Annotated in this window: 13 protein-coding genes and 1 pseudogene; 13 read left to right on the top strand and 1 reads right to left on the bottom strand. The window is 33.5% G+C overall.

The features are described 5' to 3' along the window. From ACQ3F0_RS21560 to ACQ3F0_RS21500, 13 genes and pseudogenes are all read left to right on the top strand, one after another. A pseudogene (locus tag ACQ3F0_RS21560) lies at positions 1-232 on the top strand (alpha/beta hydrolase); the annotation flags it as partial. Between the two features lie 148 nt (positions 233-380). Further along, positions 381-1763 carry a sodium/glutamate symporter gene (locus tag ACQ3F0_RS21555; RefSeq protein WP_428867792.1) on the top strand — a complete coding sequence of 461 codons (1383 nt, stop codon included), beginning with the start codon at positions 381-383 and terminating at the stop codon, positions 1761-1763. Between the two features lie 1467 nt (positions 1764-3230). After that, positions 3231-3524: an OadG family protein gene (locus ACQ3F0_RS21550; protein WP_428867791.1), complete on the top strand. Its 294-nt coding sequence runs from the start codon at positions 3231-3233 to the stop codon at positions 3522-3524. Positions 3525-3563: 39 nt separating this feature from the next. Beyond that, on the top strand, positions 3564-3962 hold the full coding sequence (locus ACQ3F0_RS21545) for a biotin/lipoyl-containing protein (RefSeq protein ID WP_428867790.1): 399 nt from the start codon (positions 3564-3566) through the stop codon (positions 3960-3962). A 90-nt stretch (positions 3963-4052) separates the two neighbouring features. Next, positions 4053-5177, top strand: coding sequence for a sodium ion-translocating decarboxylase subunit beta (locus tag ACQ3F0_RS21540; protein ID WP_428867794.1), 1125 nt, complete (start codon positions 4053-4055; stop codon positions 5175-5177). A gap of 61 nt (positions 5178-5238) precedes the next feature. Beyond that, the gene (gene gctA, locus ACQ3F0_RS21535) at positions 5239-6207 is read left to right on the top strand and encodes a glutaconate CoA-transferase subunit A (protein ID WP_428867789.1); all 969 of its coding nucleotides are present in this window, start codon (positions 5239-5241) and stop codon (positions 6205-6207) included. Further along, a complete protein-coding gene (gene gctB, locus ACQ3F0_RS21530) occupies positions 6207-6977 on the top strand; it encodes a glutaconate CoA-transferase subunit B (protein ID WP_428867788.1) in 771 nt (256 codons plus the stop codon). Before gctA ends, gctB begins: the two co-directional genes overlap by 1 nt. 199 nt (positions 6978-7176) lie before the next feature. Next, positions 7177-8922, top strand: coding sequence for an acyl-CoA carboxylase subunit beta (locus tag ACQ3F0_RS21525; RefSeq protein WP_428867793.1), 1746 nt, complete (start codon positions 7177-7179; stop codon positions 8920-8922). 91 nt (positions 8923-9013) lie between these two features. Next, on the top strand, positions 9014-10276 hold the full coding sequence (locus ACQ3F0_RS21520; protein ID WP_428867787.1) for a nickel pincer cofactor-dependent isomerase, group 22: 1263 nt from the start codon (positions 9014-9016) through the stop codon (positions 10274-10276). Positions 10277-10531: 255 nt separating this feature from the next. Continuing rightward, positions 10532-11923 (top strand): sodium/glutamate symporter, encoded by a 1392-nt coding sequence (locus ACQ3F0_RS21515; RefSeq protein ID WP_428867786.1) that lies wholly within the window; start codon positions 10532-10534, stop codon positions 11921-11923. Positions 11924-12168: 245 nt separating this feature from the next. Then, complete coding sequence (gene hgdC, locus ACQ3F0_RS21510; RefSeq protein WP_428867785.1) at positions 12169-12954, top strand: (R)-2-hydroxyglutaryl-CoA dehydratase activase HgdC; 786 nt, start codon at positions 12169-12171, stop codon at positions 12952-12954. Between the two features lie 107 nt (positions 12955-13061). Next, complete coding sequence (locus ACQ3F0_RS21505) at positions 13062-14285, top strand: 2-hydroxyacyl-CoA dehydratase subunit D (RefSeq protein WP_428867784.1); 1224 nt, start codon at positions 13062-13064, stop codon at positions 14283-14285. Continuing rightward, on the top strand, positions 14285-15424 hold the full coding sequence (locus tag ACQ3F0_RS21500) for a 2-hydroxyacyl-CoA dehydratase subunit D (RefSeq protein WP_428867783.1): 1140 nt from the start codon (positions 14285-14287) through the stop codon (positions 15422-15424). The genes ACQ3F0_RS21505 and ACQ3F0_RS21500 overlap by 1 nt, the downstream gene beginning before the upstream one ends. Before the next feature lie 102 nt (positions 15425-15526). Here ACQ3F0_RS21500 and ACQ3F0_RS21495 read toward each other — a convergent pair whose 3' ends face one another. Beyond that, complete coding sequence (locus ACQ3F0_RS21495; protein ID WP_428867782.1) at positions 15527-16282, bottom strand: IclR family transcriptional regulator; 756 nt, start codon at positions 16280-16282, stop codon at positions 15527-15529. Between the last annotated feature and the right edge of the window lie 119 nt (positions 16283-16401).

Below are 16401 nucleotides of genomic sequence, written 5' to 3'. Positions count from 1 at the left end.
ATTTAATATAGAAGATACATTTAAACACTTAAACTGTGGAGTATTTGTAGGTCACGGAAAATATAATGAACTACATGATAGAGAAGAAGCTGATGAAGCTTATAGACTTGCAAAAGAGCCAAAAGAATTATATTTTGTAGAAGGAAAACATAACGAGTGGATGTTTGATGAAGATCCAAAATTTGTAGGTCTTATGGATGCACTGTCAGGTTTCTTCGCAAAATTCATCTGATTTAGTTTTTTACCAATAATAAAATAAGATTTTTAAATAGCTCAAGTGTTTATTATTAGAACTTTTAAAACTTAAGGTGATGAAATGTAACGAGTGTAGCAAAATACTTACTACACTCTGTATACATAAAAAAAGGAGGTTTTTTATTATGTCTTTCGGTCCATATTCCATGTTAATCGATTTTTGTATAATGTCCGTTTTCTTGTTTATTGCACAAATGTTAAGAAGTAAGGTGAAGTTCTTTCAGAATTACTACATTCCCGCATCATTAATTGCCGGATTCTTAGCTTTATTCATGGGACCACAATTCTTAAATGTACTACCTTTTAGCCAATCAACTGGGTCTTATCCTTATCTTCTTGTATGTGTTTTGTTTGCAGGTATTTTTCTAGGAAAAACAGAGAAGCTTCATCTTAAAAAAATTGTTAATAAAGTTGGAGATACATTTTTAATTAATATGTCAAGTGAGGTTATTTGCTTTGGTGTAGCATTGCTCCTTGGTGGATCATTAATGTTTATATTATTTCCTAATGTCTTCAATGAAATTTGTGTGTTACTACCAGCTGGATTTATGGGAGGACATGGTTATGCAGCGGCAATTGGAGGTACGCTTAATGGCTTGTTAGGACGAACTGATGGTGTAGTTATTGGACAAACATTTGCCACTTTTGGTTTGTTGTCAGGTATCTTTGGAGGAATTTTATGTATCAACTTTGCAACTAGAAAAGGTGCAACACGTTTGATCTCTAGTATAGGATCTCTTCCTCAAGAATGTAAAACTGGAATGATTCCTCCGGAAAAAAGACCATCTATGGGAGAAGAAACAATACATCCTATGTCTATGGACCCTTTGGCATGGCATATAGTATTGATACTGATGGCAACTGGTATGGGGTATGGAATATATAAGTTATATAAACCTTATGCTCCGAACATCGAAGTTCCTATGATGTGCTTGACTATGATGGCAGGTGTGTTTATACAAACGGTTCTCAACAAAATTGGTTATGGTGGATATGTAGATAAAAAAATTGTAGATCGTGTAGGTAGTGGTGTTACTGATTACCTAGTAGCTTTTGGAATTGCCACAATAAAGATATCCGTAGTTATGCAATTCATAGGACCGATATTGGTATTATGCGCTGTTGGTATAGCTTGGCCATTCGTAATGGTATTCTTTGTTGGAAGAAAGTTGTTTAGAAATTTTTGGTTTGAACGTTCAATTTTCATTTTTGGATATATTACTGGGGTAGTTGCTGTGGGAGTTACACTTCTTCGTATAGTAGATCCTGAAATGAAAAGCGGAACATTAGACGATTTTGGAACATCTTATACCTTGCAGTCTATAGTAGAACTATTTATTGTGACGATGGTGCCGGTATTTGCTGTACAAATTGGAACGATTCCTGTTGGGGCTGTATTGACGAGTATAGGGGTGTGTATGCTTATCTTATGTAAAGTTAAATATGGATCCTATAAGATGCCAATGCATCAGTTGCGTAAAGGAGAAAGCGAAATAATTGCAAGTTAAAAATCAGTATATCTACTATATAAGACTTATATTTAAACATATTTAAAGGGTATTTTTATAAAAATTCAAAAACGAAAGGACATAACAAAAGTGAAGAAATTTGACAAAAAAAGGCTCCAAAGAATACATACAAGATTATAATAAAGACCTCTACCAAGGTCAAAAACATGATATTCTAGATGCATACATAGGAGCATAAAAAATTAAATCAGATAAATTATAACTAAATTATTGAAAGAAAGCAACAGCAAAAGAAAAATTAAAAATAAATTGGTATTAGGAAGATATAAAATACATAATATCTTCCTGATCTTCAATAAATAATACTATTCGGTTTTAATTTAGAATAGTTTATCGCTACTTTGTTTTCTAGATAGATGGTTTATTTTTGATGTTATATTTAGTGGTAACAATGAAAATAAGCTATCTATAATTAGAAAGCTTTAATAGTTAATCCATAAATATTAGTAAGTTTTGCTATTTTACTGTGGTGCAAATCCACCCTCCTTAGCGCACACCCATGACGTGCAGATGAAAAAATAGCTAGGGTAGTCCAAATATTACAAGGTATAAGGATTTGAGAAAGTTATCCTGCGTAGTGTAACAACTACGTTACCCCTTTAAATTTAAAATATAAAGCTATTGGTAATAGTATTAGATTTAATTTTAATGCTATTTTGTGTGGTTTTTAATGAATTTAATTCTATTATTTATAATGATTAAAATTTATGATTGGAAATATTCCAAAATTTAGTATCGTTATAATAGTGAAGGATATAACTTGAAAAATGTTGAAAGGTACAGTGTTTCCAAATTAAAAATATTTTATCTACTATACATGGAAAGAAATATCATAGTCGTAAATTTAAAGTTTAAATTTACGACTATGATATTTCTTGTGATTATCGTGTTGTATTATTGGAGATTTTTTGTTGTCGAAAAGATCCATAATTTTATTGTCGAAAATATTGATAATTTATTGACAAATATAATTTTGTATGTTAATATCAAGATATAATTTAACTTGATTACGTTTATAGATAATTAAATTGTTTTAAAAAAGCATTATGAGTGGTTCTAATTAGTTGAATTTTTAAATAGCAACATGCTAATTTGTAACCTAGTTGTTCTACTTATCATAAAATGAACATATATTTAATTGCAAAATGATAGATCTATTGGGGGGAATCATTTTATTATTTTTCTATCAAAACAATGAAATGCATTTCACAATGTGGAATGTTAAGAAATGAAGATTATATTTTGATAGAAAGATATATAGTTCGTTATAAAGAAAAGTATAGAATTTTATTAAGAAACAAAGATATTTTTAAATTAAGGATTAAAAATCTATTTTATTTAAAATATCATTTTTATTGTTATCAATTTAATGAAATGAATTTCATAATGTGGAATATGAAGTTTTTGATAAACATCAAGCTTTATGCAGAGGGGGGGTAGAAATTAATGAAGGGATTAGACTCCATGGACTTCGGTCAATCTTTAGTAGTTTCCGGTCTTGGGATATCAACCGTAATATTGGTGTTGATAGTATTAGCTTTGGGTATTATTACTGTATCTAAATTTTTAATGATGCTTGGACTAGGGGTCGAAAAAAAAGTGGCTTCTGCTGTTCAGAGTGTAAGTCAGAGGGATAATCTAGATGAAGAGAGTTATGCAGTGTTGATGGCTGCAGCTTGTGAAGAAATGAAAGAAACACCAGATAAGTTCAGGATTGTTGGAATAAAAGAAATACATTAAAATTAAAAAAAATTAAAAATGTAAAGGAAGGTTATGAAAATGAAATATATTGCTACATTAAATGGTAAAAAATATGAGATTGAAATTGAGAAAGTGGCTGACTACCAACCATTATCACGTCAAGAGGCGGTAGCGCCAGTAGCTACTCCAGCTCCAGTGGTAGCACCAACTCCAGCGCCAGTAGCGGCTCCGGCGGCGGCTCCAGTAGCAGCACCAGCGGCAGCAGGAGAAACTACAGTAACTAGTCCAATGCCTGGTTCAATTTTCGATATCAAGGTTGCAGAAGGTCAAACTGTAAAGACTGGACAGGTTATACTTGTACTAGAAGCTATGAAGATGGAGAACGAAATTGTTGCTACTGCTGATGGAACTGTATCTTTATCAGTTAAAAAAGGTGATGCAGTAGATACAGATGCTGTTCTTGCTGTTATAAAGTAATAGCGTAAACAAAGTATGAAAAAATAAGTATAAGAACTTTATACTTTCTATAAATTAAGGAGGGGTCATCAAGTGGATTTTTTTACTATTATGGGAGGACTGTTAGCTGAATCTGGCTTTGCAGCAATGACATGGCAAAATGCAGTCATGATCATTATTTCCTTTGTTTTGATTTACTTGGCTATAGGTAAAAAGTTTGAACCATTGTTACTATTACCGATTGCTTTTGGTATATTCCTTGCAAACCTACCAGTGGCGGGATTAATGGCAGAATCAGCAGAACATTGGTATAGCTCAGGTGTTCTTAGAATTATATATTATGGGGTTAAGAGTAGTGTATTCCCTTGTTTAATGTTTTTATGTGTAGGGACTATGACAGATTTTGGTCCTTTGATTGCAAATCCAATTAGTTTGTTATTAGGTGCTGCGGCACAATTTGGTATTTATGTAGCATTCACGCTAGCTAATGCTACTGGCCTTTTCTCAGTCGGTCAAGCTGCGGCGATTGGTATTATCGGAGGAGCTGATGGTCCAACAGCAATTTATATTGCAAACAATCTAGCACCTGAGTTAGTTGCTCCTATTGCAGTAGCTGCGTACTCATATATGGCTTTGATTCCAATGATTCAGCCACCACTTATGAGAATGCTAACAACTGAAAAAGAGCGTAAAATTAAGATGGCTCAATTGAGAAAAGTAAGTAAAGTAGAAAAAATTGTATTCCCTATATTTGTTGCGTTATTCTGTTCGTTGATATTACCAGCAGTAGCGCCGTTGTTAGGAATGTTAATGTTTGGTAATTTGCTTCGTGAATCTGGGGTAACAGAGCGTTTATCTAATACAGCACAAAATGGATTATGTAATGTTATTACTATTTTATTAGGATTAACAGTTGGTGCTACAGCAAACGGTGAAATTTTCTTAAGAACTCAAACAATAGCAATTATTGCTATGGGTTTACTAGCGTTTTCTTTCTCAACTATGGGTGGTCTTTTAATAGGAAAGCTTTTATGTCACCTAACAAAAGGCAAAATAAACCCGTTAATAGGTGCAGCAGGAGTTTCAGCAGTACCTATGGCAGCACGTGTAGCGCAGGTTGAAGGAGCTAAAGCGAATCCAACTAACTTCTTGTTAATGCATGCTATGGGGCCTAATGTTGCAGGTGTTATAGGTTCGGCAGTAGCAGCTGGATTCTTTATGATATTATTTGGTTAGAAATAAATGGTTTAAAAAGCTTAAAAAAGGTTAATATAAAAAATGAATAGGAGGAGTTATTGTGAGTAATAAAGTTTATAAATTATCAGATGCAATAGCTAAATTTGTTGAAAGCGGAGATCATCTTTGTTTAAGTGGTTTTACTACAAACAGAAAACCGTATGCAGCAGTTGCTGAAATTTTACGCCAAGGTCAAACTGATTTTATTGGTCAAGGTGGACCAGCTGGTGGAGATTGGGATATGCTTATTGGTGAAGGACGTATTAAAGCATACGTTAACTGTTACACAGCCAATTCAGGTGTTACAAATGTATCACGTCGTTTCAGAAGTGGTATAGAAAAAGGTACTCTTATTTTTGAAGACTATTCACAAGATGCAGAGATGCTTATGTTACATGCAGCTTCATTAGGTTTACCTTACTTGCCTGTTCGTTTAATGATGGGAACAGATTTAACAGATAAATGGGGTATTAGCAAAGAAGTACGTAAAACAATTGAAAAATTACCAGACGATAAGTTTATATATGTAGACAATCCATTTAATCCAGGTGAAAAGATTGTTGCATTACCAGTACCAAAACTTGATTTAGCAATTATTCATGCACAAAAAGCTTCTCCAGACGGAACTACTTCTATTGAAGGTGATGAGTTCCATGATGTTGATATAGCTATAGCTGCAAAAAAAGTAATTGTTACTTGTGAAGAATTAGTTAGTAATGAAGAAATCCGTAAAGATCCTAGTACAAATTCAATTCCAGGATTCTGTGTTGATGCTGTTGTACATGCTCCATACGGTGCGCATCCTTCACAATGTTATAACTATTATGATTATGATAATCCATTCTTAAAACTATATGATGTTGCTAGTAAGACTGATGAAGCGTTCAAAGAGTTTGTAAATGAATGGGTATATGACTGTGAGAATCACGAAGCTTATGTTAATAAATTAGGTGCAATGCGTTTAGTTGACTTAAAAAATGTTCCAGGTTTAGGATATGCAAAAAGTAAAAGTAAGGAGGACGATAAGTAATGGCTGATTTTACATATAAAGAGATGCAGGCGGTTGCTATTGCTCAACAAATCGAAAATGGGCAAGTTGTTATTGTTGGTACAGGATTACCTTTAATAGGTGCTTCATTAGCAAAAAGAGTTTTTGCACCTGAGTGTAATTTAATTGTAGAAAGTGGTCTTATGGATTGTGCTCCAATAGAAGTTCCAAGAAGTGTAGGAGATAATCGTTTTATGGCTCATTGTGGTACACAATGGCCAAATGTAAGATTTGTTGGTTTTGAAACTAACGAATGGTTACATGACAGTGAGCGTTTGATTGCTTTCATTGGTGGTGCACAGATTGACCCTTACGGAAACGTAAACTCAACTTGTATAGGAGACTATCACAATCCAAAAACACGTTTTACTGGAAGTGGTGGTGCCAATGGTATTGCAACATATTCAAATACAATCATCATGATGCAACATCAAAAGCGTCGTTTCATTGAAAAGATTGATTATTTAACAAGTCCAGGTTGGATGGATGGTCCTGGTGGACGTGCTAAAAATGGAATTCCAGAAAATAGAGGACCAGTAATGGTTGTAACAGATAAAGGAATTATGAAGTTTGATGAAGAGACAAAACGTATGTATCTTGCAGCATATTTCCCAAATTCTTCAATAGAGGATATTGTAGAGAATACAGGATTTGAGATAGATACATCAAGAGCTGTTGCTTATGAAGCACCATCTGAAGAAGTTCTTCGTATTTTACGTGAAGAAATTGATCCAGGACATGCTTTCATCTAAAGTAAACATAATATAAAGAAAAATATATTATTATCCTCCTTTGTGGTTATTAACTTTAATGTAGTTATTGTGTAATGTCACGTTGGAGGATAATGTAAAGCATAGAGATTAAAAGATAGTAGAATGAAAGATTACAGTATTCTGTAATCGACTATTTGAAAAATAGAAAAGAGGAGAGTTAAAAGTGAGCCAATATTCAATGCCAGGATACTTTCAAAACATGCCTGTTGTAGGTAAAGCAATTGGAACTCCAAATGCAGAAAATGAAGAAAGCATTAAAAAGGTTGAACAAGAGATCCATGAAAGTATTAAAAAAGTTCATGCAGCAGGAACTCCAGATGAAAAAATAAACAAAAAAGGTCAAATGACTGCATTACAACGTATTCATGAGTTAGTAGATAACGGAACATGGAATCCATTAAACAGCCTATTTAATCCAGAAGATAACGCTAACGGATCAACAGGAATTATTAAAGGTCTAGGACGTATTAATGGAAAGTGGGCAGTAATTGTAGCTTCTGATAACAAAAAATTAGCAGGTGCTTGGGTACCAGGACAATCAGAAAACTTAATACGTGCCTCTGATACTGCTAAGTTATTGCGCATTCCTTTAGTTTATGTATTAAATTGTAGTGGTGTAAAATTTGATGAACAAGAAAAAGTTTATCCAAACCGTCGTGGTGGAGGTGCACCGTTCTATAGAAATGCTGAGTTACAGAAACTAGGTATACCTGTAATCGTTGGCATATATGGAACAAACCCAGCAGGTGGCGGATACCACAGTATTAGTCCAACAATTCTAATTGCACATCAGCAAGCTAATATGGCTGTCGGAGGTGCTGGTATACTTGGTGGTATGAATCCAAAAGGATACATAGATATGGAAGGTGCTGAACAAATTGCAGATGCTGTAGCAAATGCAGGAAAACAGACTCCTCCAGGATCAGTTTCTGTACACTTTAATGAAACAGGTTTCTTCAGAGAAGTATATGCTGAAGAACAGGGTGTATTAGAAGGAATTAAAAAATATGTAGATTCTTTACCGGCGTATAATTTAGATTTCTTTAGAGTTGCTGACCCATGTCTTCCTAAACTTAGTGAGGAAGAATTATATTCTGTAATACCTATGAATCAAAAACGTCCATATGATATTTATGATGTTATTGGTCGTGTGTTTGATAACAGTGAATTCTCAGAATATAAAAAAGGATATGGTCCAGAAGTAGTAACTGGATTAGCTAAAATAGATGGTTTATTAGTTGGTGTTGTTGCCAACGTTCAAGGTTTATTAATGCAATATCCTGAATATGTAGAAAAAGGAATAGGTGTTGGTGGTAAGTTATATCGTCAAGGTCTTGTTAAGATGAATGAATTTGTAACACTATGTTCACGTGACAAATTACCAATAGTATGGCTTCAAGATACATCAGGTATTGATGTTGGAGATCCAGCTGAAAAAGCTGAATTACTTGGTCTTGGACAGTCTCTTATCTATTCAATAGAAAATTCAGGTGTACCACAACTTGAGGTTACATTACGTAAAGGTAGTGCTGCAGCACATTATGTATTGGGTGGTCCACAAGGAAACAATACCAATGTATTTTCTTTAGGAACTGCTGCAACTGAAACTTATGTTATGAATGGTGAAACAGCAGCTAGTGCTATGTATTCTAGAAGATTAGCAAAAGACAAGAAAGCTGGAAAAGATTTACAACCAACAATTGATAAAATGAATAAACTTATCGAAGAATATGTTGCTAAATCTCGTCCAAAGTTCTGTGCAGAAACAGGTATGGTTGATGAAATCATAGATATGACAGCTATACGTGGTTATGTAAGAGCATTTACAAGTGCTGCTTATCAAAATCCGAAAGCTATTTGTGCATTCCATCATATGTTATTGCCAAGAGCTATAAGAGAATTTAATACATTTAATAAAAAATAGAATAATAAATATTTAATAGATTTTCATAAGTATTCGCTTGTGGAATTCCACAAGCGAATACTTATAAGTCTAAAGAAAGGAGAAGTGTTGCATGAACGTAATTAACAAACTACTTGACGGATATGAGATACCTAAAGTTGTGAAAGTTAAACAATTCTTCAATAATGATGTTGTGGAAAATGTTGAAGAAGTACTTATGGCTGAGTTAAATGCAAAGGAAATTCCAATTGCATCTGGTAATCGAATTGCTATTACTTGTGGTAGCCGTGGTCTTGATAAGTATATTCCAGTTGTAAAAACTATAGTAGAGTTTGTTAAATCCAAAGGTGGAATTCCATTCCTTGTACCTGCTATGGGTAGTCACGGTGGTGCTACTGCTGAAGGTCAAAAGGAGGTTTTAGCTCATTATGGTATCACTGAGGAAACAGTTGGAGCTCCAGTTATTTCTTCTATGGAAGTAGTAAAACTTGGAGAGACTGATAAAGGTCTCGGTGTTTATATTGACAAAAACGCTTGTGAAGCAGATGGAATTATTTTGTATAATCGTGTAAAACCTCACACTTCCTTCAGAGGAAAAATTGAGAGTGGATTAATTAAAATGATGGCTATTGGACTTGCAAAGCAAAAGGGTGCTGAAGCTACTCACTTTTTAAAGTATGAAAACATGGCTGAAAACATTGTATCTGTTGGTAAAATTGCACTAGAGAATTTAAATGTTGTATGTGGTGTTTCTACTATTGAAAATGGCTATAACAAAGTCGCTAAAATAAATGTTTCACGCAAAGATGAGATTTTAGCTAATGAACCAGAACATTTGGAAGATGCTTGGTCAAAAATGCCACGTATTGCTTTAGATAAAATTGATATTTTGATGGTAGGTGAAATAGGAAAAGAAATCAGTGGTACAGGAATGGATACGAATATTATTGGACGTTTTCATACTCAAGCTGCTTCTGGTGGACCAACTACTGTCAAGCTAGGAGTTTTAGATGTAACTGATAAGTCGGAAGGAAATGCTAATGGCATGGGATTAGCAGATTTTATTCCTAAACATATGTATGACAAAGTAGATTTTACAAGTACTTATGTGAATACGCTTACTTCAACAGAACCAAGTAGTTCACGTATGCCAATGGTTTTAGATGATGATCGCCGTGTATTTCAGGCATGTGTAAAGCTATGTGGACAGGTGAACAATGATGATATCCGTATGGTTATCATTAAAAGTACTAAGTATTTGGACGAAGTGTATATGACTAAAGCGGCAGTAGAAGCTGCAGTATTGCCTATAGAGACAATAGGTGATTATAAAGAAGTTAAATTTGATGAAAATGGGAAAATGATATTATTCTAAATGATATTTGCTAAGTTTAATTTATAACTTAGTTATGTAGCGTGAGAAGATTTCAAAATAATAAATTTCTTATCTTCTCTAATAAAGAATAACTTAACCTAAATAATGTAGATTGTTTAATATTTAATGTTGATGAATTTAATGGGTATCTGTTTGGTAATAATATTCTATGATGATTTTTAATGAAAACTTGACAAAAAACTAATCATAAGAACTGAAAGAACTAATAGATAAATTTATTTAGGAGGAATATTTATGGAATTAACTATGAAAACAGCAATCTGGAATATGTTTTTAGATGCATCTATTATGGGTGGATTATTACTATTAGCACAATTATGTAGGGCACAAATTAAAGTTTTACAAAAACTATTAATACCACCAGCATTAATTGCAGGATTTTTAGCGTTAGCATTTGGACCAAAAGGATTAGGGTATCTTCCTTTATCTGATAGTATAGGTACATACGCATCGATATTGATCGTTGTAGTTTTTGCAGCAACTCCAATAGGCGATAAACCTAAAAAAGAGGATATTTCTGGTCCTGTTATGGGTGGTATGTTCTTCAATATCACAGGTATCTGTGTTTTAGAGTATGCAGTTGGTATGTTAGTTGCTGTTTACGGATTAGTTCATCTTTTCCCAGATCTTCCAAAAGAATTTGGTTTAATGATGGCTACAGGTTTCTATGGTGGACATGGTACTGCAATTGCAGTAGGTAATGCGTTACAAAATTTAGGTGTTGAAAACATGACAGATATTGGTAGCACATTTGCTACTATTGGTATTGTCGGCGGTATTATTTTTGGTATGATAATTATTAACTGGGGTGCTCGTAAAGGATATACTCACTACGTTGCAGATCCACAAGATTTACCAACAGAATTACGTACAGGTCTAATTCCAGTTGAAAAACAAAAGGCAGTTGGTAAAGTTACTATTTCTTCAATTTGTATTGATCCTATGGCATTTCATGTAAGTCTTGTATTATTGGCATCTTTAATGGGTTATTATATGACTAAATATTTCAAAGTCTTCACAGGTAATTTAGGTTATAAAGTTTCTATTCCTGTATTCTGTACTGCTTTATTTGGTGGATTCATATTAAATATGATCTTGAATAAAACTGGTGGAATTAAATATGTTGATCGTTATACAATAGGAAGAGTTCAAGGAACTGCTACAGATTTCCTTATGGTTGCAGGTATTGGATCATTAAACTTATCAGTTGTTTTAGAGTATGGAGCTCCAATATTAATTCTTTCTGCTATTGGATTCTTGACTGTATGGTTCTGGTTTATGGTTGTAGGTACAAAATCATCAAAACATGATTGGTTTGAACGTAATATGATGAGTTGGGGACATGCAACTGGTGTTGTTGCAACTGGTGTTTTATTATCACGTACAGTTGACCCAGACTTAAAGTCTCGTGCTATTGAAGATACTGGTTTTGCTGATTTATTGAATCGTCCGATTGTTATTGGATTACAGGTTATTCCTCCAATAGTTATGAGTTTGGTACCAGCTTTAGGAGCACATTTCGTAACTTGGGGTATCGTTGCTGTAGTAGCAGTTATGTGGATTTGCGCATACATGTTTAAATGGTGGGTTCCATCTAGACCTATAAAAACATACGATAGAAAATAAATGTTCTACAATAAAAATTGAATTCAAGAAAACCATAGTTTAAATCATAGAATAATGGTATTTTTATTAATAGATATTTAATTACTTTATGTGTATATAACTTGTATACACTAAGGTGTGTTCATCAATATTAACTTTAAATATTTAGTGGTAAATTTGTTGTTAATAAGATATAATACCACTTATAAATTTTTAGGATAGTTTAATCTTTTGATTAAACTATCCTATAGCTACGGAGGTTAGAAATGGGGAATATATATACAATGGGAATAGATGTTGGGTCTACAGCATCTAAGTGTATTATTTTAAAGGATGGAGAAGAAATAATCAGTAAATCTTTGATACCAGTAGGTACTGGTACAACTGGTCCAGCCCGTGCAATTCAAGCAGTTTTAGAACAGTGCAATCTTAAAAAAGAAGATATGAACTATATTCTGGCAACAGGTTATGGACGTAATTCTATTGAAGGCATTGATTCGGAGATGAGCGAATTAAGCTGTCATGCAAAAGCAGCATATTTCTTATTTCCTAATGTACGTACTGTTATTGATATCGGGGGACAAGATGCAAAAGTATTACGTATCAGTGATAGAGGAATGCTTGAGAATTTTGCTATGAATGATAAGTGTGCTGCTGGTACAGGAAGATTTCTTGATGTTATGGCACGTATTATTGAAGTAGGGGTTGATGACTTGGAAGATTTATCAGCTAAATCAACTAAAGTTGTTAGTATAAGTTCTACTTGTACAGTTTTTGCTGAGTCTGAAGTTATTTCACAATTAGCGCAAGATTCAGATGTATGTGATATAGTTAGAGGAATTCACAGATCTGTAGCAGGTCGTGTAGCTGGACTTGCAAAGAGAGTGGGAGTTGTGGATGATGTTGTGATGACTGGTGGAGTTGCAAGAAATAATGGCGTTGTTATAGCCCTTGAAGAAGAGTTAGGTAAAAAAATATACGTATCACCATTAGCTCAATATAATGGTGCTTTGGGAGCAGCATTGTTTGCATACCAAAAACATAAAGGTTAACTTTAGCTATATACTGAAATATCAATGAATGATATTAAATAGATTGATTTTGTATGCTTTAATCTTTGTGATTAAAACAGACTAATTAAAACAGGGAGGTAAATAATATGTCAGAAAATGAAAGAGTACCAGCTAAGCTAAAACTTAGGGCAGTTGTTGATCAAGTTTATCAAAATGCATGGGACGCGAAAAAAAGAGGGGAACCGATTGGGTGGTCATCTTCAAAATTCCCATCAGAAATCGCTGAAGCTTTAGGGCTTGCTGTATGTTATCCAGAGAACCAAGCAGCTGCTATTTCAGCAAAACACGGTGGAGAAAGAATGTGTGAAAACGCTGAAGCTATGGGATTCGATAATGATATCTGTGGTTATGCAAGAATTAACTTGGCTTATGCTGCAGGATATGAGGCAGATGAGAAACCAATGCCACAACCTGATTTTGTGCTTTGTTGCAATAATATTTGTAACTGTATGACAAAATGGTATGAAAATATTGCAAGAATTCATAATATACCTTTGGTTATGATAGATGTTCCATATAATAACACAGTTGAGGTTAACGACGATTATGTTGCTTATATTCGTGGCCAATTCGATGATGCTATAAAGCAACTAGAAGAGATTAGTGGACGTAAATTTGATGAGAAAAAATTTGAAGAAGCATGTGCTAATTCTAACCGTACTGCAAAGGCATGGTTAAAAGTATGTAATTATTGTCAGTATAAACCATCACCATTAAGTGGTTTTGATTTATTTAACCATATGGCAGTAGTTGTTACTGCACGTGGTAAAGTGGAAGCTGCAGAAGGATTTGAACAATTAGCTGAAGAATTAGAGCAAAATGTTAAAGAAGGAAAATCAACATGGCGTTATGAAGAGAAACATAGAATTATGTTTGAAGGAATTCCTTGTTGGCCACAACTACAAGCATTGTTTAAGCCTTTAAAAGGTAATGGTATTAATACAACAGCTGTAGTATATGCACCAGCATTTGGATTTGTATATAACGATATGGATGAAATGATGAGAGCTTATTGTAAAGCACCTAATTCAGTATGTCTTGAGACTGGTGTTCAGTGGCGTGAAGAAATTTGTCGTGATAATAAAGTTGATGGTATATTGGTACATTATAACCGTAGTTGTAAACCTTGGAGTGGTTATATGCCAGAAATGCAAAGAAGATTCCGTAAGGATCTTGGCGTACCTGTAGTTGGCTTTGATGGCGACCAAGCTGATCCAAGAAACTTCTCAGAAGCACAATATAATACACGTGTGCAAGGACTTTTTGAAGTTATGGAAGAAAATGATAGAGAAAAAGGAGGAGAGGCATAATGAGTAGAATAGATGAACTTTTAAGTCAGTTTAGTGAAATAGCGGCTAGTCCAAGAAAACAATTAGACAAATATTTAGCACAAGGGAAAAAAGCTATTGGATGTTTTCCTTACTATGTGCCTGAAGAAATAGTTTATGCTGCAGACATGGTACCATTTGGTATATGGGGACAAACAGGTGGAACAATTAATGCGGCTAAAGAATATTTTGCAGCTTTCTACTGTACAATCGCTCAATTAAATCTTGAAATGGGATTAAAAGGAACATTAGACGGTTTATCAGGTGTTATTGCAACTTCAATGTGTGATACTTTACGTCCTTTTACACAGAACTTTAGAGTAGCTTGTCCACAATTTCCTTTTATGTTCTTAGCACATCCACAGAATCGTAGAAAATCTTATGGTGTTGATTTTACTATGGCTCAATACAAAAATGTTAAGGATAAATTAGAAGAAATTGGTGGAAAAGAAATTTCAGATGAGAGCCTTAAGAATGCTATTAATGTTTATAACGTAAGCCGTTCTACACGTCGTCGCTTCGTTAAGCTTGCAGGTCAACATCCAGAACTTATTTCTGCTAAACAACGTAATGCTGTACTAAAAAGTGCATACTTTATTTTAAAGTCAGAGCATACAGTTTTATTAAATGAATTAAATGATTTACTAGAAGCTGCACCTATAGTTGAATGGAAAGGTACTAAAGTTGTTACTTCTGGTATAGTTCTTGATAGTCCATCACTTCTTGAGATTTTCGATAACAATAATATTGCTATAGTTGCAGATGATATGGCACATGAATCACGTGCAATTGCTGTAGATGTTCCTGAAAATGAAGCAAATCCAATGAAAGCTCTTGCTCTTCAATTTGCTGCACAGGATAATGATACTTTATTATATGATCCAGAGATTAATAAACGTCCTGGATATATGATTGATAAAGTAAAAGAAAGTGGCGCTCAAGGTGTTGTTATAATGATGATGCAATTCTGTGATCCAGAAGAAATTGAGTTCCCTTCTCTGAAAAAAGGTTTGGATGAAGCAGGTATTCCTTTTGTTAAGATTGGTATGGATCAGCAGATGACTAATTTTGGACAAGCAAAAACATCTCTTCAAGCATTTTCAGACATGTTATCAGTATAGAAGTAAGTGAATCAAATAGGTTAGATTTTTAAGCCTAATAAATAAACCTCCTTAAGTGGATAAAGTTATCCTTATTAGGAGGTTTTTTTACATACATAATTTTTATTTAGGTGAATTACCAATAGAAATTGATAGTTGAGTACCATAATTTTTAACTATGTTCTTAAGTTTTTCCATATGATCATCGTCTTTTAATCGTGAAGCGGAAAAAACGATTCCAATAGAAGCTACAACATTATTTTTATAATCAAAAATAGGAGTACCAATTCCAATGGCGTTTTTAATGTATTCTCCATATGAAACTCCTATGCCAGTTTCTCTAATTTTTTCTATGTTAGTTAAAAGGGTTTGAGGTGACATTTTTGGAAAAGAACCCTCTTTAGTTAAAACTTTGTGTATATATTCTTTAATGAAATCATCTGACTGATAGGCTAGTAAAGTTTTTCTAATAGCACCACAGTGTAAGTTTCTTTCATAGCCATATCGATCAACAATTTTTAATGGATTATGAGATTGTGACATTTCTAAAACTAACCCTTTAAAATCTGACCTAATTATTAAAAATGAATCTTCTTCTGTTTCGCATGAAAGCTTATTTAAAATTGGTTTTGAAAAATCTAGTAAATGTAAATTATGCTGGGATATTAGACCTAATGAAATTAATGCAGGGCCTAACTTATAAGTATGTGCTCGTTCATCCTTTATAACATATTTTATTTCACATAATGTTTGTAAGAGACGATGTACAGTACTTGGAGACAATTGTAGTTCTTCGGATAGAGTAGCTATAGAAAATTCTTTATCAGGAACCTTAAGAGCTTCCAGAAGTGCTGATGCACGTAATATGCTTTGTATCATTGTGTTATATCTCCTTCTAATATTTACCAACTTGTATAGTAGAGTATTAATATAGTTCTAAATTAATACAAATCAATGTCTAAGTAAATTTAAATTCTTTGTTTGAATGATTATTTTGA

This window comes from Clostridium sediminicola (assembly GCF_050402865.1).
Lineage (GTDB): Bacteria > Bacillota > Clostridia > Clostridiales > Clostridiaceae > Clostridium_AF > Clostridium_AF sediminicola.
This window is presented reverse-complemented; position numbering and strand designations above follow the sequence as displayed.

Bases quoted from the DNA above. Each gene is read 5' to 3' on its own strand.
- ACQ3F0_RS21520 (WP_428867787.1), top strand. From the start codon at position 9,014: ATGAACGTAATTAACAAACTACTTGACGGATATGAGATACCTAAAGTT.
- ACQ3F0_RS21540 (WP_428867794.1), top strand. From the start codon at position 4,053: ATGGGAGGACTGTTAGCTGAATCTGGCTTTGCAGCAATGACATGGCAA.
- hgdC (WP_428867785.1), top strand. From the start codon at position 12,169: ATGGGGAATATATATACAATGGGAATAGATGTTGGGTCTACAGCATCT.
- ACQ3F0_RS21495 (WP_428867782.1), bottom strand. From the start codon at position 16,282: ATGATACAAAGCATATTACGTGCATCAGCACTTCTGGAAGCTCTTAAG.
- ACQ3F0_RS21545 (WP_428867790.1), top strand. From the start codon at position 3,564: ATGAAATATATTGCTACATTAAATGGTAAAAAATATGAGATTGAAATT.
- gctB (WP_428867788.1), top strand. From the start codon at position 6,207: ATGGCTGATTTTACATATAAAGAGATGCAGGCGGTTGCTATTGCTCAA.
- ACQ3F0_RS21555 (WP_428867792.1), top strand. From the start codon at position 381: ATGTCTTTCGGTCCATATTCCATGTTAATCGATTTTTGTATAATGTCC.
- ACQ3F0_RS21525 (WP_428867793.1), top strand. From the start codon at position 7,177: ATGCCAGGATACTTTCAAAACATGCCTGTTGTAGGTAAAGCAATTGGA.
- ACQ3F0_RS21515 (WP_428867786.1), top strand. From the start codon at position 10,532: ATGGAATTAACTATGAAAACAGCAATCTGGAATATGTTTTTAGATGCA.
- ACQ3F0_RS21505 (WP_428867784.1), top strand. From the start codon at position 13,062: ATGTCAGAAAATGAAAGAGTACCAGCTAAGCTAAAACTTAGGGCAGTT.
- ACQ3F0_RS21550 (WP_428867791.1), top strand. From the start codon at position 3,231: ATGAAGGGATTAGACTCCATGGACTTCGGTCAATCTTTAGTAGTTTCC.
- ACQ3F0_RS21500 (WP_428867783.1), top strand. From the start codon at position 14,285: ATGAGTAGAATAGATGAACTTTTAAGTCAGTTTAGTGAAATAGCGGCT.